We start from the raw sequence: 21,721 nt of genomic DNA on the forward strand, positions 1-21,721 counted from the left end.
AACCCGCCGAATCCGATGTGATGCAGCACCCGCCGCGCAATGTGCAGCAGCCCCTGTTCGGAGGCATGACGCTGGGACTTGCGCTGTTGCAAGGCCTGGGTGCGCTGGCCATGGTGATGCTGGCCACCGCCTGGGGCGCATCCCAGTTGACCGAAGGCAACACGCGCGCCCTGGCCTTTGCCGTGCTGGTGTTCACCAATCTGGCGCTGATTTTTTCCAACCGCAGCCGCGCCGGCTCGCTGTGGGCCAGCCTATGGGTGCCCAACCGCACACTCTGGTGGGTGGTAGCGGCCGCCGTGAGCCTGTTGGGTCTTGCGCTCTATGTGCCGTGGCTGGCACGCTTGTTTGTGTTCGAACCCCTGCCCTTGTCTTGGCTGGTGGCAGCCGCAGGGTTGGGGCTGGTCAGCGTGTTGTGGTTCGAGTTGCTGAAAACGCTCAAAAGAAAAATGGCGCCTCGCTAGTCAGCCACCTGCACCGGCACCCGCTGCGCCAGCGCGCACATTAGCTCGTAGCCCAGCGTGTCGGCGGCTTGCGCGACTTCGTCGATGCCCAACACCGCGCCGTTGGCCGCACGTCCCCACAGCGTTACCTCGGTGCCCATGCCGGACTCTGGCACAAGCGTCAAATCCACCGTGACCATGTCCATGCTGACGCGCCCAAGCAACCGGCTGCGTACACCCGCCACCAGCACCGGCGTCCCGGTGGGGACAACGCGCGGATAGCCATCGGCATAACCACAGGCCACCACGCCCAGGCGCATCGGTGCGTCAGCGACAAACTTCGAGCCATAGCCGACGCTGGCACCGGCCGCGATGTCCTGCACCGCGATGATTTTTGCCGCCAGAGTCATGGCCGGCTGCAAGCCCCACTCGCCGGCCGAGTGCTCGGGGTGATCGGGCGAGCTGCCATAGAGGCTGATGCCCGGGCGGATCCAGTCAGACGCCGCTACCGCGTCGGCGTGCCGCAGGCTGGCGGCGCTGTTGCATAAAGAGCGCTCGCCGGGCAGATCGCGCGTGACCTCGGAAAAACAGGCCATTTGCGCGGCAATGCCCTGGCTCCCATCGGCGTCGCTGAAATGCGTCATGAGCGAGATTTCGTCAACTTGCGGCAATGCGTTCAGGCGCGCCCAAGCGCTGCGGTAACGCGCCGGGGTGAAGCCCAGCCGGTTCATGCCGGAGTTCATTTTCAAGAACACGCGGTGGCCGACATGGGTCTTGCAGGCGGCCAGCATGTCGATTTGCTCATCGCAATGCACCGTGTGCCACAAGTCCAGGCGTGAACACAGCTCCAGGTCACGCGGCTCGAAGATGCCCTCCAGTAACAAAATGGGCCCGCGCCAGCCCAACTCGCGCACACGTTGAGCCTCGTCCAGGTCAAGCAAGGCAAAGCCGTCGGCGCTGCGCAGGCCGTCGAACACGCGCTCGATGCCATGGCCATAGGCGTTGGCCTTGACCACCGCCCAGACTTTGGCGTCAGGGGCGGTCTGGCGGTTGCGCGCCAGGTTGTGCTGCAGCGCAGCGGTATGAATGGTGGCGAGGATCGGACGTGGCATGGCGGATCTGGGGAAATAGCGTGTGGGGCGATTTTGACACTGCCCCGGCATGCTATAACCCGGTACCGTTTGGAGACAAGACACCCTCAAAGCGCCGCTTGGAGCGGTTGCCAAAAATATCGATGAAACGCGGCTTTTTTACCATCATGGCAGCGCAGTTTTTCAGCTCGCTGGCCGACAACGCCTTGTTTGTAGCCGCCGTGCAATTGTTGCGCACCAGCCACGCTCCGCAGTGGCAACAAGCCGCCCTGGTGCCCATGTTCGCGCTGTTTTACGTGGTGCTGGCCCCTTTTGTTGGCGCCTTTGCCGACTCCATGCCCAAGGGCCGGGTCATGCTGGCGAGCAACTTCATCAAGGTGGGCGGTTGCCTGTTCATGCTGTTTGGCACCCATCCGCTACTGGCTTACGCCGTGGTCGGCCTGGGCGCTGCGGCCTATTCACCTGCCAAATACGGCATCCTGACCGAACTGTTGCCAGCCTCGCAACTGGTCAAGGCCAATGGTTGGATCGAGGGGCTGACGATTGGCTCGATCATTTTGGGCGTGTTGCTGGGGGGCCAGCTGGTCGGGCGTCATGTCTCGCGGCACTTGCTCTCCATCGACATCCCCGGCATTGACACCGGCATCAACAACCCGGCCGAGGCCGCGATTGCCGTGCTGATTTTTGTGTACTTGCTGGCGGCCTGGTTCAACACCCACATTCCACTGACCGGCGGGCTGATGCGCCCGATGCCAAAGCACCTGCTGACCCTGCTACCCGATTTTTGGACCTGCAACGCCCGCCTGTGGCGCGACAAGTTGGGTCAAATCTCGTTGGCCGCCACCACGCTGATCTGGGGCGTGGCGGGCAATTTGCGCTTTATCGTGCTGGCCTGGGCCGCCGCCGCGCTGGGTTATTCGGTGACTCAGGCGTCGGCCCTGCAGGGGGTGGTGGCCATTGGCATGGCAGCGGGGGCGATGGTGGCGTCGGTGCGCATGCGCCTGGAGGACGGTCCGCGCGTAATCACCCTGGGCATCGTCATGGGCCTGCTGATCATCGGCCTGATCTTCATCACCAACGTCTGGGTGGCAGCGCCGTTTTTGATCTTGCTGGGCGCACTGGGTGGCTTTCTGGTGGTGCCGATGAACGCGCTGCTGCAGCACCGTGGTCATAACCTGATGGGCGCCGGCCGCTCGATTGCAGTGCAGAACTTCAACGAGCAAGCCTGCATTCTGGTGCTGGGCGCGCTCTACAGCCTGTCCACCGGGCTCGGTTTGCCGACTTTTGCTGCGATCACTGGTTTTGGCCTGGTGATTGCGGGTTTCATGTGGCTGATCCGGCGCTGGCATGCGCGCAACCTGATGCTGCACCATGAGGAAATCGACCGCTTGCTGGCCATCGCCCGCAACGACAAAGCCCACGGATGAGTTTATTAAAGGATCGCCATGACAACTGCTTATCATTTTGAAGTCCTGTCGATCGACGGGAAACCCGTTGCGTTGAAAAAGTTCAAGGGCAAGGTCATGTTGATCGTCAATACCGCCAGTGCCTGCGGCTTTACCCCGCAATTCGCCGGGCTCGAGAAACTGCATGAAAGCTATGGCAAGCAGGGCCTGGTGGTGCTGGGTTTTCCCTGCAATCAGTTCGGTGCGCAAGATGCGGGCAGCAACAGCGAGATTGCCGGATTCTGCCAGCTCAACTATGGCGTCACGTTTCCGATGATGGCCAAGATCGAGGTCAACGGCACTGGTGCCCACCCGCTCTACCAATGGTTGGCGGCCGAGGCCCCCGGCCTGTTGGGCAGCAAATCGATCAAGTGGAATTTCACCAAATTCCTGGTCGGCAAGGATGGCGCAGTGCTCAAACGCTACGCCCCCACGGACACGCCCGAGAGTCTGGCCAAAGACGTTGAAGCCGCGCTGGCGGCTTGATGCGGCACTTTAATGCTGCAAGGCGCGCAGCCGCTGCGCCGCGTCGCGCAGCCCGCTGGCGGTAGCGTCCCAGCCCAGGCAGGCGTCCGTGATCGACACACCGTAGCGCAACTCTTTGGGATCGGCCAGCTTCTGGTTGCCCTCGAACAGGTTCGATTCGAGCATCACCCCCTTGATGGATTGGCAGCCGTCCACAATCTGCCCCACCACATCTTTTAGCACCAGGCTTTGCAGGGTGTGATTTTTTCGCGAGTTGCCATGGCTGCAGTCCACCACAATATTCACCGGCAACTTGGCGCGGGCGAGTTCGGCCTCGGCTTGCGCAATCGCCACCGAGTCGTAATTGGGGACACTGCCGCCGCGCAAAATCAAATGGCCAAAAGCGTTGCCGCGGGTTTGCGTCAAAGCCACCTGACCCTCGCCATTGATGCCCAGAAAAGTATGCGGCTGGGCCGCTGACAACATGGCGTTGAGCGCGACGTCCAGGTTGCCGTCGGTGCCGTTCTTGAAGCCAACGGGTGAGGACAGGCCGCTGGCCAGCTCGCGGTGGGTCTGGCTCTCGGTGGTGCGCGCACCAATGGCGCTCCAGGCAATCAGGTCGCCCAGATATTGGGGTGTGATCGGGTCGAGCGCCTCGGTGCCGCAGGGCAGCCCCATATCGTTCAAGTCCACCAACAGTTGGCGCGCCAGGTGCAGGCCCTCGTCAATGCGGAACGAGTCGTCCATGCGCGGGTCATTGATCAAACCTTTCCAGCCGACGGTGGTGCGCGGCTTTTCAAAATAAACCCGCATCACGATGAAGAGCTGGTCCTGCAGTTCATTGGCCAGCGCCTTCAGGCGATGCGCGTAGTCCCGGGCCGCGTCCAGGTCGTGAATCGAGCACGGCCCCACCACCACCAGCAAGCGCGGGTCACGCCCTTGCAAGATGTTGACCACGGTGGCGCGCGCTGCGCTCACGGTGTGGGTGGCGCGTTCGCTGGCGGGCACGTCATCGTGCAGCGCGCTGGGCGGCAGCAGGGTGTGCTGCGCCAGCACGTTGAGGTTTTCGAGAGCGTTGGGGAAGGTCATGGTGGGTTCAATCAAGGCGGGCAGACGGGCTGATTTTATGAGCCTGGTCAGCAAGCCATCGAGATCAGTCCGGCGCGCGTGCCTGGCGCCACAATGAGACCAGTCCAACCACCCCCAAACATGCCTGTCTCCCGACCTTTTCCCCATGTTGTTGTCATCGGCGCCGGCATCGTGGGCGCTGCCACCGCCTTTTACCTCAGCCGCGCTGGCGCCCAAGTGACCGTGCTGGATGCGCAAGCGCCGTCAGCGGGCGCCACCGGTGCCTCGGATGGCGCGGTGTCGGTGGCCAGCAAACGCCCCGGCGTGATGATGCAACTGGCGCGCCAGGCGCGCGACCTCTACGCTCAACTGGTGCGCGAGGAGATCCTGACCGACCTGTTTCACACCCGCCCCACCTACTTGTTTGCCCGAACCGAGCAGGAAGTGGCGGTGATCGCGGCGCAGCAGCGCGACCTCGACAGCCAGGACGAGCCCACGCTGTGGCTCGACCGCGCCATGCTCGTGCGGCGCGTGCCGGGCGTGGGCGGCAGCGTACTGGCCGCCGGCATTGACTCGATGGCTTTTTTGGGTCTGGACAAGGTGATGATTCCGCGCAAGGGCCAGCTGATCGTGACCGACCGAGCGGCGTTTGGCTACGCGGTGCTGCCCGGGCCGCTGATGTCCGCCAGTTACCTGGCCTCCAAACACACGCCCACGCGCCAACAAAGTTCAGTCAACCTGGTGATCGACCCGCTGCGCACCGGCCAATTTTTGCTGGGCAGCAGCCGCGAGGCCGGCATTCTGGACCGCCAGACTGACATCCGCACGGTGGCGACCATCCTGCGCGAGGCCATCGATGTCTATCCGCCGCTGGCGCGCCAGCGCGTGATTCGCACCTTTGCCGGCATTCGCGCCACCACCGAAGACGGCCTGCCCATCAGCGGCCGACCACCCGAATTTCGTGCGCCGAGCCAGCGCCCTGAAGTGCGGCAAAGCTGGCGGCGCGCAAACCCTCGCAACGGCAGACCACGGTCTCGGGCGCGATGGCGAGGGCCGGTGCCTGGTAGAGCGCGCGCAACGCCGTTTGAGGGCGGCGGGCTGATTGCAGGCGGCCATCGAAATTGGCATCGGAACATGGCTTCCCCAGGGCCTTCGCAAGCTGTTGGGCGGCCCGCCGGCCATCACTGATGGCTGCCTCCGCACCCAGCACCTCGCGGCAATCCCCGGCCCAAACCACGGGCAAGCCTCTCCCCTCCTCACGCGGCAAGCCGGTCTGATTGGCATCCAGGCCATCGTGCAAGGCCAGATGAGCCACCTCATAGACGCGGGCCTGACCATGCCGATTGACCACGGCCACGCGCAAACCCTGCGGCATCGCTTCAATGGCGGTGACCCTGCAACCAGTGCGATAGGGAACACCCGAATGAAACAACTGGCAAGCATAGCCAAGTGCCTCGACCAACTGCGGCCAACTTCGCAAACCGTTGAAGGCCGCGCCGGGTTGCGCCAGCATGGCGCGGAATGGCCGACTGCGCTCCAGCAGCGCCAGCGGCGGATTGCCCGCGGCGGCCAATTGCGCCGCCAACGCCAGTGGCAGAGGCCCGCTGCCAGCGACCAGAATCGGTCCCTGCGGTACGTCACCGGTTTCCTTGAGCTGCAACCTGCATGCCGCCCGCCGTGATCACGCCCGGCAGTTCCCAGCCTGGCACCGGTAGCACCCGCTCAACGCCACCGACCGCCATCACCACGGCTTTGGGGCGAACACTGCGCACGCGCGCCGCGCGCCGGTCGTCGAGCAGATAACTGCCCTCGCTGTCCACTCCTAAAAGCACGCTTTGCAAATGCAGGGTGAGGCGATCACCTACCTGCGGCACCTGATCCAGCAAGCCTTGCCAGCGGCGTTCATGGCGAGAATTGCGCTTGATCGGACTCGTTCCGACGCCAGCGTAAGCGCGATGCACGGCACCACCGAGCCGGTCGCGCTGCTCGGCCAGCAGCACGCGCCAGCCCATGCCGGCCAGATCGACGGCCGCAGCGACACCGGCCGGACCACCGCCGACCACCAGCACGTCAGCTTGCAACACGATGCACCTCAGTGCCGGCGGCGCAGCCAGGGTGACCTGCACGCCAGAACGCGCAGGTGTCAGGCAGGCTTCTACCGGCGCCGCCCCATTGACCGACAGCAGACAGGCCTGGCAGGCGCCAATGCCGCAAAAGTAGCGCCCGCGCAAAGTACCCATGGCCGACCCGAGGTCATACAGACCAGCGCGGCGCATGGCTGCGGCAAAAGTTTCCCCGGGGCGGAAAACCACCGGATGCCCCAACCAAAAAAACGCACCGTCCATCATTCCCTTTTGCCATTACATTTGCACAAATTTAGTGGTTTATTAAACCTCAAAGCCATCCAGTCCAAAGCTGCGCCAGCCCTAAACCGGCAGTCGCGCGCCATCTCTATCGTCGCAACGTATTGACTCGCGAATTGACTAAACTGCGAAAAGCCATTTTTCGCCTCACGCCAAAACCAACTTCAGCTCCATAGAACGGCAGCACCATGAACCCCAACATTTCCCTGATCGGAGTGCCCACCGACATCGGCGCGGGTAGCCGCGGCGCCAGCATGGGGCCGGAGGCCCTGCGCGTGGCCAACATCGTCCCGGTACTGGAAAGCCTGGGCCTTCATGTGATCGACCGTGGCAACCTGAACGGGCCACGCAACCCATGGCTGCCGCCGGTTGACGGCTACCGTCATCTGGCCGAGGTCGCCACCTGGAACCATGCCGTCCACGACGCGGTGTATGCCGAGCTCCAGCAAAACCGTTTGCCCATTGTGCTGGGCGGCGACCATTGCCTGGGTATGGGTTCGATCAGCGCGGTGGCGCGCCGCTGCCGCGACACCGGCAAGAAACTGCGCGTGCTGTGGCTCGATGCCCACGCCGACTTCAACACCAGCGCGCTCACGCCCAGCGGCAACATCCACGGCATGCCGGTGGCCTGCCTGTGCGGCCATGGGCCCGATGTGCTCACTCGCATCGGCGGCCAGATACCGGCCATCAACCCCAAGTGGGTGCGCCAGATCGGCATCCGCAGTGTCGATGCCGGTGAAAAACGGCTGGTGCACGAGGCCGGGCTGGAGGTGTTCGACATGCGCTACATCGATGAGATGGGCATGCGCGCCGCCGTGGAGCTGGCGCTCGCTCTGGTCGATGCCAACACCCACCTGCATGTGAGCTTTGATGTGGACTTTCTGGACCCTGACATTGCCCCGGGCGTGGCCACCACGGTGCGCGGCGGCCCCACCTACCGCGAGGCGCAACTCTGCATGGAAATGATTGCCGACACCGGTCGCCTGGCCTCGCTGGACGTGATGGAGCTCAACCCGGCGTTTGACGTGCGCAACCGCACCGCCGAGGTGGCGGTGGACCTGATCGAGTCACTGTTTGGCAAGAGCACGCTGATGCGTCAGGCGGGCTAAGCGTCAACCAGGTGTTGATTTGGTGTGTAATTGCCGTTTTGGCAGCCCTGAACAGCTTTTTGACACCATGGATGAACTTGACCAAACCCTGATCGGCATGCTGCGCCAGAACGCGCGCATGAATGTGGCCGATCTGGCCTATAAGCTCAAGGTGTCGCGCGGCACTGTGACCAACCGCATGCGCAAGCTTGAAGACACGCAGGTGATACTGGGTTACACGGTGAAACTGCGGCCCGAATCCGAGCAGAACAGCATCCGGGCCTGGATGGAGGTGCTGGTCGAGGGCAACCAGACCCGACTGGTGATTGCCAGCTTGCTGGGCGAGCCCGGCGTGGCAGCGCTGCACGACACCAATGGCCGCTGGGACCTGCTGGCCGAACTGGAAGCCGCCTCCATGTCCGAACTGTCGCAGATTCTGGAGCGCATCCGTCTGATCAAGGGCATACGCAGCACCGAAACCAACATCCATCTGGCCACGTATCGCTAGCGCCGCGCTACGCATGAGCACACTCTCAACCCTGAAGATCAGCCCCAACCGCTGGCGCATGGCCGCGCTCTGCTGGCTGCTGTTGGCCGCCCTCCTGCCGGTCGGCCTGTCGAAGGCGGCCGACGTCCCGATGCGCACGGTGCGGGTGGGTGTCTATGAAAACGCGCCCAAGCTGGCTTTGGGCCAGGATGGTCAGCCCAGCGGCATTCTGGGCGATGTGCTGATGGCGGTGGCAGCGCGTGAGCGCTGGCAGGTGTCCAGTGTGCCGTGTGAATGGCAAGCCTGCCTTGACAAACTTGCCCGGCGCGAAATCGATTTGATGCCCGACGTGGCTTACACCGAGAAGCGCGCGCAAGGGTTTGATTTTCATAAGATTCCGGCGCTGCTGAGCTGGTCGCAAATATACAAGCGCAAGGACATCGCCATCCGGTCCATCACCGACCTGAGCGGCATACGCATCGCCGTGGTGGTGGGGTCAACGCAGGCGCAGTATTTGCAGAATCTGCTGGGCAGTTTCGCCATCACCGCCACGTTGGTCCATGTGGAGTCGTTCGAACAAGGCTTTGAGCAGGTGCGACAGCGCAACGCCGATGCGGTCGCCGTGAATCGTTTTTTTGGTGATTTGCAGGCTCCCCGATTCCAACTGGAGCCGACCGCCATCGTGTTTCAGCCGGTGCAACTTTTTTATGCCACGGCCAGCGGCACAAACCAGGATTTGCTGGCCGGCTTTGATCGTCATTTGGCGCGGTGGCAGAGTCAGGCCGATTCACCTTATGCGGTCGCCTTGCAGCGATGGATGCAAAATGCACCGGAATTTAGAGTACCGGGCTACCTGTGGTGGACGTTGGCCGGCCTGCTCATAGCGCTGCTGCTGGCGCTTGCCCTCAATGCTTGGCTGCGCCGCCAGGTGGTGCAGCAAACCGCCCATGTGCGCGCCGGCGAAGAACGGCTCAACACAATCCTCGACAGCGTTGATGCCTACATCTACATCAAGGACATGGAACTGCGCTACCAGTATGCCAACAGCCGGGTGTGCACCCTGTTCAGCCGCCCGCCGGAACAGGTGATTGGCCAAACCGACAGCACCTTTTTTGATGCCATCACGTCGGCCAAGTTGCGCCTCAATGATTTGCGCGTGATCGAGCAGGGCGAGCGGGTCGAAGAGGAAGAAGTCAACCGCAGCATCAATGGCTGTGTGGAGCAGAGCTTTTTGTCGGTCAAGCTGCCCCTGCGCGACTCCGATGGCCGCATTTTTGCCCTATGCGGCATCTCGACCGACATCACAAGGCGCAAGCAGGCCGAAGAAACCATCCATCAACTGGCGTTCTACGACCCATTGACCGGCTTGCCCAACCGCCGTTTGTTGCAGGACCGCGTGCAGCAGTTGCTTGGCGCAATGCCGCGCATGCCGCAAGGTGCCGCCCTGATGTTCATGGACGTCGATAACTTCAAGGAAATTAACGACACCCTGGGCCACGATGCGGGTGATGAACTGCTGCGACAGCTTGCCGAGCGCATGCGCGAATGCGTCAGGTCCCAGGACACGCTGGCGCGTCAGGGCGGTGATGAATTCGTGGTGATGCTGGTCAACCTCAGCACCCAACCTGGCGAAGCCGCGCGGCAGGCGCAACAGGTGTCCCAAAAAATCCTGACGCGCCTGCGCCAACCCTTCCAGTTAAGTGCGCAAACCTGCCAGTGCAGCGTCAGCATAGGCGTGGTTCTGATCGACGGTCCGGCCACCTCACGGGAAGAGTTATTCAAGCAGGCCGATTTGGCCATGTACCAGGCAAAAGTGGCCGGGCGCAACACTCTGAGGTTTTTCAATCCGGAGATGCAGAATCAGGTGATGGCGCGCACGACACTGGAAGCGGACCTGCGCTGGGCCCTGGCGCATGACGAATTTGTACTGTATTACCAGCCCCAGGTGGATGGCCAGGGGCGAACACTGGGCTTTGAGGCACTGCTGCGCTGGCAACACCCGATGCGCGGCCTGATCCCGCCCGCCGAGTTCATCCAGGTGGCAGAGGCCTGCGGCCTGCTTCTGGCCCTTGGAAATTGGGTGCTGCGCACCGCCTGTCTTCAATTGCAGGCCTTTTCAATGCAGGCCGGCCAGAGTTCATGGACGATCGGCGTCAACCTCAGCGCCGCACAATTTCGCCAGCTGGATTTTGTTGCCCAAGTGGAAGCGGCGCTGTCCTATTCTGGTGCCAATCCCGCACGTCTGGAACTGGAACTGACCGAGCGCCAACTGCAGCAGGATGTGCCCGACGTGATGGTCAAAATGAATGGTTTGCGAGATCTCGGCGTGCGCTTGTCGCTGGACGACTTTGGCACCGGCTACTCGTCGCTGGCCATGCTCAAGCGCCTGCCGCTGAACCAGCTCAAGATCGACCAGTCATTTGTGCGCGACATGATCTACGACACGCACAACGTCAGCATCATTCGCGCCATCGTCACGTTGGGTGAAAGCCTGGCGCTGTCCGTGATTGCCGAAGGCGTGGAGAGCATGGCTCAGCGCGATGCCCTGCAGGCGCTGGGTTGCCACCATTACCAGGGCTATCTGTTTGGACGGCCTGCCCCCATCCCGATTGCAGCCGATGCCTGAGCGTCGGCCGAAAACGTTCAGGCCGGCCGAATGCGCGCGCCAAAAATGGCCGATCCGACCCGCACCATCGTGCTGCCTGAGGCGATGGCGGCTTCCAGGTCGGCGCTCATGCCCATCGACAGGGTGTCGAGCGCCAGCCCTTGCGCATTCAAGTCTTCAAACAAGTCGCTGGCCATTTTGAATACGGCGCAAGCCGCCTCGAAATCTGGCGCAGGCTCAGGAATGCACATGATCCCGCGCAAGCGCAGGCGGCGCAGCCTGGCCACCGTTTGCGCCAGCGCCAGCGCGTCCGCAGGCACCACGCCCGACTTCTTGGGTCCGCCATCGACATTGACCTGAATGCACACTTGCAACGGCACTAGATCAGCGGGGCGCTGTTCGCTCAGTCGCTCGGCAATTTTGAGCCGATCCACCGTGTGCACCCAGTCAAAATGCCCGGCCACCAACCGTGTCTTGTTGCTCTGGATGGGACCGATGCAATGCCACTCGATCGGAAGCTGCCGCAGCGCGGTGATCTTCTCCACCGCTTCCTGGATGTAATTTTCGCCAAAGGCGGTCTGCCCGGCCGCGAAGGCCTCCTGCACGGCATCGGCGCCAAAGGTTTTGGAGACCGCCAGCAGCGTTACCGCTTCGGCTGGGCGACCCGCTCTCAGGCAGGCGGCCTGGATGCGCTGCCGCACGGCGCTGAGCTGTGTTGAAATCTTGGTCATAATTGCCAAGCGTAACAAACAAAAGGGACTTCTGTGGACATTACCCAGTTGCTGGCTTTCAGCGTCAAAAACAAGGCGTCCGATTTGCACTTGTCGGCGGGGTTGCCGCCCATGATTCGGGTCAATGGCGATGTGCGCCGCATCAACGTGGAGCCGCTGGACAACAAGCAGGTCCACGCCATGGTCTATGACATCATGAATGATGCACAGCGCAAAAAATACGAAGAATTTCTGGAAATTGACTTCTCCTTCGAAATAGAAAGCCTGGCGCGTTTTCGGGTCAATGCCTTCAACCAGAACCGCGGCGCCGGCGCGGTGTTCCGGACCATTCCGAGCAAAATCCTCACGCTCGAACAACTCAACTGCCCCAAGATTTTCGGCGAGCTGGCATTAAAACCGCGTGGCATGGTGCTGGTGACCGGCCCCACGGGCTCGGGCAAGTCCACCACCCTGGCCGCCATGGTGAACTACCTCAATGAAACCGAGTTTGGCCATATCCTGACGGTGGAAGACCCCATCGAATTTGTCCATGAGTCCAAGAAATGCCTGATCAACCAGCGCGAGGTGGGGCCGCACACGCAGAGCTTCGCGGCAGCGCTGCGCTCTGCCCTGCGCGAAGACCCCGACTGCATCCTGGTCGGTGAAATGCGCGATCTGGAAACCATCCGCCTGGCCATGACGGCAGCCGAAACCGGCCACCTGGTGTTTGGCACGCTGCACACCTCCAGCGCCGCCAAGACTATCGACCGGATCATCGACGTGTTTCCAGCCGCCGAAAAAGAAATGATCCGCGCCATGCTGAGCGAGTCGCTGCAGGCGGTGATCTCGCAGACGCTGTGCAAGACCAGGGACGGTCAGAGCCGGGTGGCCGCGCACGAGATCATGCTGGGCACCAGCGCCATTCGCAACCTGATTCGCGAAGCCAAGGTGGCGCAGATGTATTCGAGCATCCAGACCGGTAACAACGTCGGCATGCAAACCCTTGATCAAAATTTGACCGACCTGGTCCGGCGCAATGTCATCAGCGCGGCAGAAGCCCGCTCCAAGGCCAAAATTCCCGAAAACTTCCCAGGGTGATCTTATGGAACGCGATCAAGCAACCACTTTCATTACCGACCTGCTCAAGCTGATGACCAGTCGCAACGGCAGCGACCTGTTCATCACCGCCGATTTCCCACCGGCCATCAAGGTCGATGGCAAGATCACCAAGGTGTCGCCGCAGCCCCTGAACGAGGGGCACACGATGGCGCTGACGCGCTCCATCATGAACGACAAACAGGTGGCCGAGTTCGAACGCACCAAAGAATGCAACTTTGCCATTGCACCGTCTGGTCTGGGACGTTTTCGGGTCAATACCTTTTTGCAACAGGGCAAAGTCGGCATGGTGCTGCGCACCATTCCCATGACCCTGCCCACCATCGACGGCCTGAATTTGCCGCCCATCCTCAAGGAGATCGTCACCACCAAGCGCGGGCTGTGCATCATGGTGGGCGCCACCGGCTGCGGCAAGTCCACCACGCTGGCGGCCATGGTGGACTGGCGCAACGAAACCACTTTTGGCCACATCATCACCGTCGAAGACCCGATCGAGTTCGTCCACCCGCACAAAAACTGCGTGGTGACGCAGCGCGAGGTCGGCATCGACACCGACACCTGGGACGCCGCCCTGAAAAACACCTTGCGCCAGGCCCCCGACGTCATCCTGATGGGGGAAATCCGCGACCGCGAGACCATGGAGCACGCGGTGGCTTTTGCCGAAACCGGCCACCTGTGCCTGGCCACACTGCACGCCAACAGCGCCAACCAGGCGCTCGACCGGATCATCAATTTCTTCCCGGAAGAGCGGCGCGCGCAGCTCCTGATGGACTTGTCGCTCAACCTCAAATCACTGGTGTCGCAGCGCCTGATCCCCAAGCAGAACGGCAAGGGGCGTCTGGCGGTGGTCGAGATCCTGCTCAACTCGCCGCTGATTTCCGACCTGATCTTCAAGGGCGAGGTGACCGGCATCAAGGAGGTCATGAAGAACAGCCGCAACATCGGCATGCAAACCTTCGACCAGGCGCTGTTCGACGCCTACGAGAGCAACCAGATCACCTACGAAGACGCGCTGCGCAATGCCGATTCGGTCAACGATTTGCGCTTGCAGATCAAACTCAACAGCCAGCGCGGCAAGAACCAGAATTTGAGCGCCGGCACCGAGTACATGACCATCGTTTGAAACAAAACCGGAGACGAGCAAAGATGAACCCAAGAACTTACCAAGCCATCCCCGCAGCACGCGTTGCCTTTTTGGGCCTGGGCGTCATGGGCCACCCCATGGCCGGCCACTTGGCGCGCGCCGGCCATCAGGTCACGGTGTACAACCGGACAGCTGCAAAGGCAGTGGCGTGGTGCGAAGAATACACAGGTGCAGGCGGTCAAGGTGGCACAGTCCATCACGCGCCCACGCCCTGTCTGGCAGCACACAACGCTGATCTGGTGTTCTGCTGCGTCGGCAACGACGAGGACCTGCGCAGTGTGACGCTGGGCGGCGAAGGCGCCTTTGTCGGCATGAAGCCCGGTGCCGTGTTTGTCGATCACACCACCGCTTCGGCCAATGTGGCGCGGGAGCTCTATGCGGCGGCGCGGGCACAGGGACTCAATTTTGTCGATGCCCCGGTATCGGGTGGTCAGGCGGGCGCGCAAAATGGCGCGCTCACGGTGATGTGCGGCGGCGACCAGGCCGCTTTTGAGGCCGCACAACCGGTTGCCATGGCGTTTTCCAAGGCGTTTACCTACCTGGGCGCGAGCGGCGCCGGGCAACTGGCCAAAATGGTCAACCAGATTTGCATTGCCGGCCTGGTGCAGGGCCTCGCCGAAGCCATTGCCTTTGGCCAGAAAGCCGGCCTGGACATGAACCTGGTGCTCGACGTGATCGGAAAAGGCGCGGCGCAAAGCTGGCAACTCGACAACCGCGGCAAAACCATGGTGGCTGACAAATTCGACTTCGGCTTTGCCGTGGACTGGATGCGCAAAGACCTGGGGCTGGTGCTCGACGAGGCCAAACGCAACGACTCCAGCCTGCCTGCCACCGCCTTGATCGACCAGTTTTATGCCGATGTGCAGCGCATGGGCGGACGACGCTGGGACACCTCCAGCCTGATCAAGCGGCTACGCTAAAGCAGCTTATTTTTTCATCTCTGCCGCTGACGGTTTTGGTAACAGGGCGCGCAGCTCGTCTTCGCTGATGATCTCGAAAACGCGCACCACTTTTTGAACCCCTGGGATTGCACGCGTGATCTCGGTGGCGCGATCGGCTTCGCGCTGGGAGACGCGGCCCATCAGGTAAACAGTGCCGCGCTCCGTGACGACCTTGAACGCGTTGACGTAAAGGTCCTTGGCATCGAGCAGGGCGGCTTTGACCCGGCCCGTGATCAGGGTGTCGGAGGAGCGTTGTGTCATGGACGTATTGCCCAGCACCGCCAGCTCGTTCACTACCGACTGCACATTGTCCACGCGCGAGACGATCTGCTCCACCAGTTGGCTGTCTTGCAGGCTGGGAACTTCGCCGGTGAGCAGGACACGGCGGTTGTAACTGCTGATATTGACATGCACGCGCTCACTCAGGTTGTCACGGACGCGGCTGGCGCCGCGCAACTCGATCCCCTCGTCTTCCAGTTGGGTGCCCGAGGTGCGCCGGTCTGTTGCCACCAGCGAGCCCACCACGGCGCCTCCCACGATGACCGGAAAACAGGCGCTTAACGAGGCGCCCAGCGTGGCGCTGACGAGAATCAGGCCGAGAAGTTTTTTGGATGCAAATGTCATGGGTTTTCCTAATCGCCAAGTAACAGGGTGTCGACCGCATCGCACAGGCAATGCAGGGTCAGCAGGTGAACTTCCTGGATGCGCGCGGTGCGCTCGTGGGGCACGCAGATGTGCACATCGGTGTCGCGCAACGCCTGCGCCATTTTGCCGCCGCCGTGGCCGCTCAGTCCGATGACGACCATGTCGCGCGCATGCGCCGCGTCGATGGCGGCCAGCACATTGGCCGAGTTGCCGCTGGTGGAGATGGCCAACAGCACGTCGCCGGGCTGTCCCAAGGCGCGCACCTGGCGCGAAAAAACATGGCTGAAATCGTAATCATTGGCCACAGCAGTGAGGATCGAACTGTCGGTGGTCAGCGCGATGGCCGCCAACTCGGGGCGCTCGCGCTCGAAGCGGCCAACGAATTCAGCCGAAAAATGCTGGGCATCGGCGGCCGAGCCGCCATTGCCGCAACTCAGCACCTTGCCGCCGCTGGTGACGCAGGCCAGGAGCGCCTGCACTGCGTCGGCAATCGGCTGGCTGAGCAGCGGCGCTGCCTGGTACTTCAGGTCGGCGCTGTCAATGAAATGTTGTTGAATACGTTGTTGCAGCATGGCCGCAATGATACCCGCGGCAATCTTATGCCGGGCTTAACCTGGCCCTGGCAAGCCCCAGCTTTGCAAAGTCTTACATTCACCCCGCCTCAAAGGCACCAGCCAGCCATTCGATGCCGCCGGCTTGCACTGCCACCACATCAAAACGGCAGGGCGGCAGCGTGCCCAGGCGCATCAGGTAATGGCGCGCCGCAAACACAATGCGCTTTTGCTTTGCCCAATTGACGCTGGCCGCAGCGCCACCATGGCGGCTTGAGGCGCGTTGGCGCACCTCGACAAAGACACAGGTGCCATCGGCCGCACGCATGATCAGGTCAATTTCGCCACCGCCGCGTCCCGGCGTTCGATAATTGCGCTCAAGCAGCCGCAAACCGGCTCGTTGCAAATGCGCCAGCGCCAGCGCTTCAGCCTGATCGCCCAGCTGTTTGGTAGTGGATCGCTGCGCAGGTGCCGACCCCGTTTTGACAAGAGGAATACCCATTGACTTCAAGCTCCTTGAATCCGGTGAGCGCCAGCTACGCCGAAGCCCTGCGGGCCGCGCAACAGGCGTGTGGCCAGCAAAACTACCCGCGCGGCGCCTTGTATGTGGTGGCCACGCCGATTGGCAACCTGGCAGATATTAGCCTGCGCGCCCTGCATGTGCTGCAACTGGCCGATCTGATTGCCTGTGAAGATACGCGCCACACCCAGGCGCTGTTGCGTGCCTATGGCATCGACAAGCCGCCGACTCAGATGCTGGCGCTGCACCAGCACAACGAGGCGCAGGCGGGGCAAGCGGTGCTGGAGCGGCTGCGCCAGGGACTGCGCGTGGCCTATGTGAGTGATGCCGGCACGCCCGCCATCAGCGACCCCGGTGCCCGACTGGTGGCGGACGCGCGCCAGGCCGGTTTGGAAGTGCTGCCGCTGCCCGGCGCCAGCAGCATCACCACCGTTCTGAGTGTGGCCGGCCTCACTCTGGATGCCCAGCACCCGGATGGTTTTGTCTTTGCCGGTTTTTTGCCCAGCAAGAGCGGCGAACGCAACACCGCAGTGCAGGCGCTTGCCAAGGAGGCGCGGGCCGTGGTGTTGCTGGAGGCACCGCACCGAATCGAAGCCTTGGCTGCGGCACTGGCCATGTTGGGCACCCGTGCGGTCACGGTGGGACGCGAGCTGACCAAGCAATTCGAGGAAATTGCCACGCTGGCGGCGCAGGATTTTCCGGCCTGGCTGGCGCAGGACAGCAACCGCCTGCGCGGCGAGTTCGCGCTGGTGCTGCACCCAACCCCGGCTAACCTTGCCAGCGGCCCCGACAGTCGCGTGCTGCAATTGCTTCTGGCCGAGTTGCCCCTAAAAACCGCTGTCAAACTGGCCGCCGACATCACCGGCGAGCCGCGCAACGCGCTTTACGAACTGGCTCTGGCATTGAAGACAAAGCGGATTACGCCAAAGCTTGCTACTTGATGCAGACCGATCGCACCATTTTCAGGTCTGTCAGCCCCATCATGACTTTTTCCATGCCGTCCATCTTCAGGGTGCGCATGCCGCCCTCGACAGCGGCGGCAAAAATGTCGGCCACCCGGGCGCGCTCCTGAATCAGTTTCTTGATGCCTTCGTCGGCAATCAGCAACTCATGCAAGCCGACCCGGCCTTTGTAACCCGTTTGATTGCATTTGTCACAACCGGCATGGCGGTATAACTTGAGTGGCCCGCCAGCGCCGAACTGCGTTTGCCAGCCGGCAATGAGTTGCTTCAATTCTTCCTCATAATGGTTTTTCCATTGGGCGGAATGGCGCAGCTCGTCGGCGTATTCGACGGCAAACAGGCGTAGTTCCTCGGCATCTGGCACATAGGCCTCTTTGCAGACGCACAACTTCTTGGCCAGGCGCTGCGCCAGAACGCCAAGCAGGGCGTCGGCGAAATTGAACGGGTCCATGCCCATGTCCAGCAGGCGGGTGATGGACTCTGGCGCCGAATTAGTGTGCAGGGTGGAAAACACCAGGTGGCCTGTGAGCGAGGCTTCAATACCCATGGACACGGTTTCATGGTCGCGCGACTCACCCACCATGATGATGTCGGGGTCGGCCCGCAAAAATGAGCGCATGATCATCGCAAAGTCGATGCCCGCCTTTTTGTTGATCTGCACCTGGCGCAGGCCTTTCTGGGTGATTTCAACCGGATCTTCGGCGGTCCATATCTTGGTGTCGGGCGTGTTGAGGTTTTTCAGGATCGAGTGGAGCGTGGTGGTTTTGCCCGAGCCGGTGGGGCCGCACACGTAAAACAGGCCATAGGGTTTGGCAATGGTTCTGAGCACCCGTTCCATGTTGTGCGGGGTCAGGCCCAGCTTGTCCAGCGGAATCGGTTCGCCGGCTGCCAGAATCCGCATCACCACGTCCTCGACCCCACCCGCAGAGGGGATGGTGGCCACGCGCAGCTCGATGTCGATGGGGCCGTACTTCTTGAATTTGATCTTGCCGTCCTGGGGTCTGCGGCGCTCGGAAATATCGAGGTCGCACATGATTTTCAGGCGCGTCACCATGGCCTGGCGAAAATGCGCCGGCACCTCGATGTAGGGTTGCAGCGAGCCATCGATGCGAAAGCGGATACCGGTTTTGAGCTTGCCCGGCATGGGCTCAATGTGGATGTCGGAGGCCCCCTGATGGTAGGCGTCGAGGATGACCTTGTTGACGAATTTGACGAGTTCGTTGTCAGCCGCCGCAGACTCCAGCGAATCATCGTTGTTGCCATCGTCCATGGGCGAACTGTCCATGTCGGCGAGCATGTCACTGATGCTGCCGCTCTCGGCCTCGACGCCAAAAATCTGGCCCAGGGTCTGCATGAACTCATACCGCGTCGTGACCCGGTAAGAAAACTTGCTGATGCGCGGAAAAACCTGGGCCACGATGCGCGAACTGCGCACCGCTTCGGGATCCAGGCACATGATGACCAGACCATCCGGTGATTCTTCCAGCGGGATCCAGCCCTGCTCATCGATGAACTCGCGCTTGAGCGCACTGTGCAGACCCTCGGAGCGAATGTGGCCCTCGCTGAAAGGCTCATAGGGCACGGCAAAAAACTTGGCCAGCGACGGACCAATCTGTGCCGGGCGAACCTGATATTCGGTGAGCAGCACATGCTCGACCGTCAGACCCTGTTTGCGCGCTTGCTGCAGGCAGTGCTCCAGTTCCGACGCACTCATGACATCGCTGGTGACCAGGCCATCGTATTTGGTGACCATGCGCCGCACGCCGTCTTCCTGCTTGCGAATGCGCTGGCGGATGGCTGTGGCGAGGGTCTTGCAGAGCTGAGTGACGCCTTCAGTATCCAGATCGCTGAAAGCCTGGTCCTTTTTGCTGTTGATGATTTGCAGCACACCATACAGCGTGTCGCCAGCCAGGATCGGCGCCGTCAGCATTTGCCGCGTGCGATAGCCTGAGCGCTTGTCCACCTCTTTGAAGAATGTCAAGGACGGGTGCAGGTTTCTAAGCGCCTCGTCGTCATAAACATCAGGCAAATTGACCAGCTTTTGACTGAACGCCACATAACCCGCGACGCTTTTTGGCGAGATCGGCAGTTTCAGATCACGGCTGCTGTTGAGTCCGGTCTTGATCTTGGAGATGATGGCGTTGCGCTCCTCGTTGACCACATAAAGCGTCAGCCGATCGGCAATGAACAGATTGCAAATATCCTGACTGGATTCCAACATGATTTGTTCAATGTTGTCAGTCTCATGGATGCGTGCGGTAATTTCTTGAAGCCGCTTGTAAAAAAGAGCTTCTACGGTCATGCCGCCATGATCCAGATTGGAGAATTGGTTGGGAGCGTTCATGTTGACGCAAGCCTGGACATCACGAACCCCATTTATTTAGCTGCCATGTCGCACCCTGAAATCGTCGAATGATCAGCATTGGAAAAATTGCAGGACGGTCCCGCTCAAGGTGATTTGATCGCCCTCAGCCAGCATTCTGGGTTCCTGGCCAACCGGGGAGCCGTTGAGCAGGGGCGCGTCGTCCCCTTCAACCAGGTGCATAAAGTAATTTTGGTCGCGCCTTGTGATGGCGGCAACTGCAAGGCCAGGCTTGCCGAAGGTGGTGACCATTTTGGTCAGCGGCAATTCCCGCCCGGCGGCTGGCCCGGAAATGACTTTGATGCGGCCCACAAGGCCTGTGGCAGGCCCAGCCGGGCTTGCCGGTGGCGGTGGCGGTGGCGGTGGCGGTGGCGGTGGCGGTGGCGGTGGCGGTGGCGGTGGCGGTGGCATCAGACTGGCGTTGACTGTCAGGTCTTCCTGATTTTCTTGGCCGCCATCATCGTCGCCCGACCCGGATGAGAATTTGATTTTGAAATTGCCGATTTCAATGACATCGCCATCATGCAGCGTCTGCTTTTTCACGGCGATGCCGTTGACGTAAGTGCCGTTGGTGCTGTCGAGGTCCTCGATACTCACTTGCCGGTCTTCAAGGACCAGACATGCATGTCGGCCACTGACTGCCATATTTTCCATGACAACATCGCTGTGGGGACGCCGCCCCAGAGTGGTTCGATCCTTGATAAGCTGGACTTCCTGGATGATTTCACTGCCAAGCTTGATGGTGATTTTGGGCACAAACAGCTCCTGTAAACGTGAGTTCTAGACTAACTGACAAGCAAACGCGACAACTTGCCAGGTTCGTCTGGCGCATCTTTGGCGTGGATCAATACAACTGCAATATTATCCCGTCCACCTTTGGCATTGGCCAGATTAATTAGAGCAGACGCTAGCTTGACGATATTTTTCTCTTGAACCATCAGGCAGGCCATGCTGGCATCATCCACCATATCGGTCAAGCCATCGGAGCACATCAGGTAAAAATCACCGGCGACGACCTGGAAAGTCCGGACCTCAATGAGCACTTCAGTTTCCACACCAAGAGCGCGCGTCAATAGATTTCCGCCCCGCGCAGCGGCAGCATGTTCGCGAGAGATCAGACCGGCATCCACCTGCTCCTGCCGCATGGAGTGGTCTTTGGTGATTTGCGTCAACACTTCGCCGCGCAGCCGATAACAGCGTGAGTCTCCCAGATGCGTCAAAAACAGGTGATCGCGCTGAAAAATAGCCGCCACCAGAGTGGTGCCCATGCCTGAATAAACGGGGTTGTCGGTGGCTGCCTGCAGGATCGCCCGGTTGGCAGTAGCGACACTGGCGGCCAGCGCGCGGCAGATGTCGTCCCGATGGCTCAGCGGCGCGCTGCCGGACAGGCAACGGGTGAGTTCCGCCGTGATCGAAGTGGTTGCCATGCCACTGGCGACCTCGCCCGCGTTGTATCCGCCCATGCCATCGGCCAGCACGGCCAAGCTACAACTTTCGTCAAAAAGCACGGCATCTTCGTTGTTGCGACGAATCAAGCCCGGATCGGTTTTGGCACAAAAGGTGTAGTTCATGATTGGTTCATCAGCCAAGCGGAAAGGTGCGGCAAAATTCTTCCACCGCGCTCGATCGCTTCCAGAAACAACAAAGCCGGATTGTCCATCAGGAAATCCGGCTTTGTGGCCTTGACCCGGTCAAGCGCCTTGCTTCACAGGCTCGGT

The 21,721-nt window shown here is 61.4% G+C and carries 23 protein-coding genes and 1 pseudogene; 13 read left to right on the forward strand and 11 right to left on the reverse strand.

Annotated elements, in window-relative coordinates:
* Positions 1-461, forward strand: a 461-nt coding sequence (locus PHF15_RS06900) for a cation-translocating P-type ATPase C-terminal domain-containing protein (RefSeq protein ID WP_300119970.1), incomplete at its 5' end; no start/stop codon positions are given.
* Here the strand turns inward: PHF15_RS06900 and alr are convergent.
* Positions 458-1,552, reverse strand: coding sequence for an alanine racemase (gene alr, locus PHF15_RS06905; protein WP_300119971.1), 1,095 nt, complete (start codon positions 1,550-1,552; stop codon positions 458-460). The genes PHF15_RS06900 and alr overlap by 4 nt on opposite strands.
* A gap of 122 nt (positions 1,553-1,674) precedes the next feature.
* On the opposite strand from alr, the gene lplT reads away from it, so the two are divergent.
* The gene (gene lplT / locus PHF15_RS06910) at positions 1,675-2,958 is read left to right on the forward strand and encodes a lysophospholipid transporter LplT (RefSeq protein WP_300119972.1); all 1,284 of its coding nucleotides are present in this window, start codon (positions 1,675-1,677) and stop codon (positions 2,956-2,958) included.
* Between the two features lie 18 nt (positions 2,959-2,976).
* Positions 2,977-3,462, forward strand: coding sequence for a glutathione peroxidase (locus tag PHF15_RS06915; RefSeq protein ID WP_300119973.1), 486 nt, complete (start codon positions 2,977-2,979; stop codon positions 3,460-3,462).
* A gap of 9 nt (positions 3,463-3,471) precedes the next feature.
* Here the strand turns inward: PHF15_RS06915 and PHF15_RS06920 are convergent, their stop codons facing one another.
* Positions 3,472-4,530, reverse strand: coding sequence for a 3-deoxy-7-phosphoheptulonate synthase (locus tag PHF15_RS06920; protein WP_300119974.1), 1,059 nt, complete (start codon positions 4,528-4,530; stop codon positions 3,472-3,474).
* Between the two features lie 120 nt (positions 4,531-4,650).
* Here PHF15_RS06920 and PHF15_RS06925 point away from each other — a divergent pair, with 120 nt between their 5' ends.
* Both PHF15_RS06925 and PHF15_RS06930 read left to right on the forward strand, forming a co-directional pair.
* Complete coding sequence (locus PHF15_RS06925) at positions 4,651-5,697, forward strand: FAD-dependent oxidoreductase (protein ID WP_300119975.1); 1,047 nt, start codon at positions 4,651-4,653, stop codon at positions 5,695-5,697.
* A gap of 118 nt (positions 5,698-5,815) precedes the next feature.
* The gene (locus tag PHF15_RS06930; RefSeq protein WP_300119976.1) at positions 5,816-6,190 is read left to right on the forward strand and encodes a hypothetical protein; all 375 of its coding nucleotides are present in this window, start codon (positions 5,816-5,818) and stop codon (positions 6,188-6,190) included.
* Here PHF15_RS06930 and PHF15_RS06935 read toward each other — a convergent pair.
* The gene (locus PHF15_RS06935; RefSeq protein ID WP_300119977.1) at positions 6,147-6,857 is read right to left on the reverse strand and encodes an FAD-dependent oxidoreductase; all 711 of its coding nucleotides are present in this window, start codon (positions 6,855-6,857) and stop codon (positions 6,147-6,149) included. The two genes, PHF15_RS06930 and PHF15_RS06935, sit on opposite strands and share 44 nt — an antisense overlap.
* Positions 6,858-7,060: 203 nt before the next feature.
* On the opposite strand from PHF15_RS06935, the gene rocF reads away from it, so the two are divergent.
* The 3 genes from rocF to PHF15_RS06950 all read left to right on the forward strand — a co-directional run bounded on the left by rocF (position 7,061) and on the right by PHF15_RS06950 (position 11,073).
* The gene (gene rocF / locus PHF15_RS06940) at positions 7,061-7,981 is read left to right on the forward strand and encodes an arginase (protein WP_300119978.1); all 921 of its coding nucleotides are present in this window, start codon (positions 7,061-7,063) and stop codon (positions 7,979-7,981) included.
* A gap of 67 nt (positions 7,982-8,048) precedes the next feature.
* Positions 8,049-8,468 carry an Lrp/AsnC family transcriptional regulator gene (locus PHF15_RS06945; RefSeq protein ID WP_300119979.1) on the forward strand — a complete coding sequence of 140 codons (420 nt, stop codon included), beginning with the start codon at positions 8,049-8,051 and terminating at the stop codon, positions 8,466-8,468.
* A 13-nt stretch (positions 8,469-8,481) separates the two neighbouring features.
* Complete coding sequence (locus PHF15_RS06950; protein ID WP_300119980.1) at positions 8,482-11,073, forward strand: EAL domain-containing protein; 2,592 nt, start codon at positions 8,482-8,484, stop codon at positions 11,071-11,073.
* Positions 11,074-11,090: 17 nt separating this feature from the next.
* Here the strand turns inward: PHF15_RS06950 and PHF15_RS06955 are convergent, their stop codons facing one another.
* Complete coding sequence (locus PHF15_RS06955; protein ID WP_300119981.1) at positions 11,091-11,783, reverse strand: YggS family pyridoxal phosphate-dependent enzyme; 693 nt, start codon at positions 11,781-11,783, stop codon at positions 11,091-11,093.
* Between the two features lie 33 nt (positions 11,784-11,816).
* On the opposite strand from PHF15_RS06955, the gene PHF15_RS06960 reads away from it, so the two are divergent.
* From PHF15_RS06960 to PHF15_RS06970, 3 genes are read left to right on the forward strand one after another with little or no spacing between them, the layout of a single operon-like run.
* Positions 11,817-12,860, forward strand: a complete 1,044-nt coding sequence (locus tag PHF15_RS06960; protein ID WP_300119982.1) for a type IV pilus twitching motility protein PilT — start codon at positions 11,817-11,819, stop codon at positions 12,858-12,860.
* A gap of 4 nt (positions 12,861-12,864) precedes the next feature.
* On the forward strand, positions 12,865-14,001 hold the full coding sequence (locus PHF15_RS06965; protein WP_300119983.1) for a PilT/PilU family type 4a pilus ATPase: 1,137 nt from the start codon (positions 12,865-12,867) through the stop codon (positions 13,999-14,001).
* A gap of 23 nt (positions 14,002-14,024) precedes the next feature.
* On the forward strand, positions 14,025-14,942 hold the full coding sequence (locus tag PHF15_RS06970) for an NAD(P)-dependent oxidoreductase (RefSeq protein WP_300119984.1): 918 nt from the start codon (positions 14,025-14,027) through the stop codon (positions 14,940-14,942).
* Between the two features lie 6 nt (positions 14,943-14,948).
* On the opposite strand, the gene PHF15_RS06975 is transcribed toward PHF15_RS06970, so the two are convergent.
* The 3 genes from PHF15_RS06975 to PHF15_RS06985 all read right to left on the reverse strand — a co-directional run bounded on the left by PHF15_RS06975 (position 14,949) and on the right by PHF15_RS06985 (position 16,661).
* Positions 14,949-15,587 carry a BON domain-containing protein gene (locus PHF15_RS06975; protein WP_300119985.1) on the reverse strand — a complete coding sequence of 213 codons (639 nt, stop codon included), beginning with the start codon at positions 15,585-15,587 and terminating at the stop codon, positions 14,949-14,951.
* Between the two features lie 8 nt (positions 15,588-15,595).
* A complete protein-coding gene (locus tag PHF15_RS06980) occupies positions 15,596-16,180 on the reverse strand; it encodes a phosphoheptose isomerase (RefSeq protein WP_300119986.1) in 585 nt (194 codons plus the stop codon).
* Between the two features lie 79 nt (positions 16,181-16,259).
* Positions 16,260-16,661: a YraN family protein gene (locus tag PHF15_RS06985; RefSeq protein WP_300119987.1), complete on the reverse strand. Its 402-nt coding sequence runs from the start codon at positions 16,659-16,661 to the stop codon at positions 16,260-16,262.
* Here PHF15_RS06985 and rsmI point away from each other — a divergent pair.
* The gene (gene rsmI, locus PHF15_RS06990) at positions 16,661-17,620 is read left to right on the forward strand and encodes a 16S rRNA (cytidine(1402)-2'-O)-methyltransferase (protein ID WP_300119988.1); all 960 of its coding nucleotides are present in this window, start codon (positions 16,661-16,663) and stop codon (positions 17,618-17,620) included. The genes PHF15_RS06985 and rsmI overlap by 1 nt on opposite strands.
* Here the strand turns inward: rsmI and PHF15_RS06995 are convergent.
* Complete coding sequence (locus PHF15_RS06995) at positions 17,613-19,985, reverse strand: ATPase, T2SS/T4P/T4SS family (RefSeq protein WP_300119989.1); 2,373 nt, start codon at positions 19,983-19,985, stop codon at positions 17,613-17,615. The genes rsmI and PHF15_RS06995 overlap by 8 nt on opposite strands.
* Before the next feature lie 72 nt (positions 19,986-20,057).
* Positions 20,058-20,315, reverse strand: a complete 258-nt coding sequence (locus PHF15_RS07000; protein WP_300120150.1) for an FHA domain-containing protein — start codon at positions 20,313-20,315, stop codon at positions 20,058-20,060.
* Between PHF15_RS07000 and PHF15_RS07005 the strand changes: the two genes are divergently transcribed.
* A complete protein-coding gene (locus PHF15_RS07005; protein ID WP_300120151.1) occupies positions 20,305-20,445 on the forward strand; it encodes a hypothetical protein in 141 nt (46 codons plus the stop codon). The two genes, PHF15_RS07000 and PHF15_RS07005, sit on opposite strands and share 11 nt — an antisense overlap.
* Before the next feature lie 95 nt (positions 20,446-20,540).
* On the opposite strand, the pseudogene PHF15_RS07010 reads toward PHF15_RS07005, so the two are convergent.
* Positions 20,541-20,759: pseudogene (locus tag PHF15_RS07010) on the reverse strand (FHA domain-containing protein); the annotation flags it as partial.
* 29 nt (positions 20,760-20,788) lie between these two features.
* Complete coding sequence (locus PHF15_RS07015) at positions 20,789-21,574, reverse strand: Stp1/IreP family PP2C-type Ser/Thr phosphatase (protein ID WP_300119990.1); 786 nt, start codon at positions 21,572-21,574, stop codon at positions 20,789-20,791.
* Between the last annotated feature and the right edge of the window lie 147 nt (positions 21,575-21,721).

The sequence above is a fragment of the Rhodoferax sp. genome (assembly GCF_028689295.1).
GTDB lineage: Bacteria > Pseudomonadota > Gammaproteobacteria > Burkholderiales > Burkholderiaceae_C > Rhodoferax.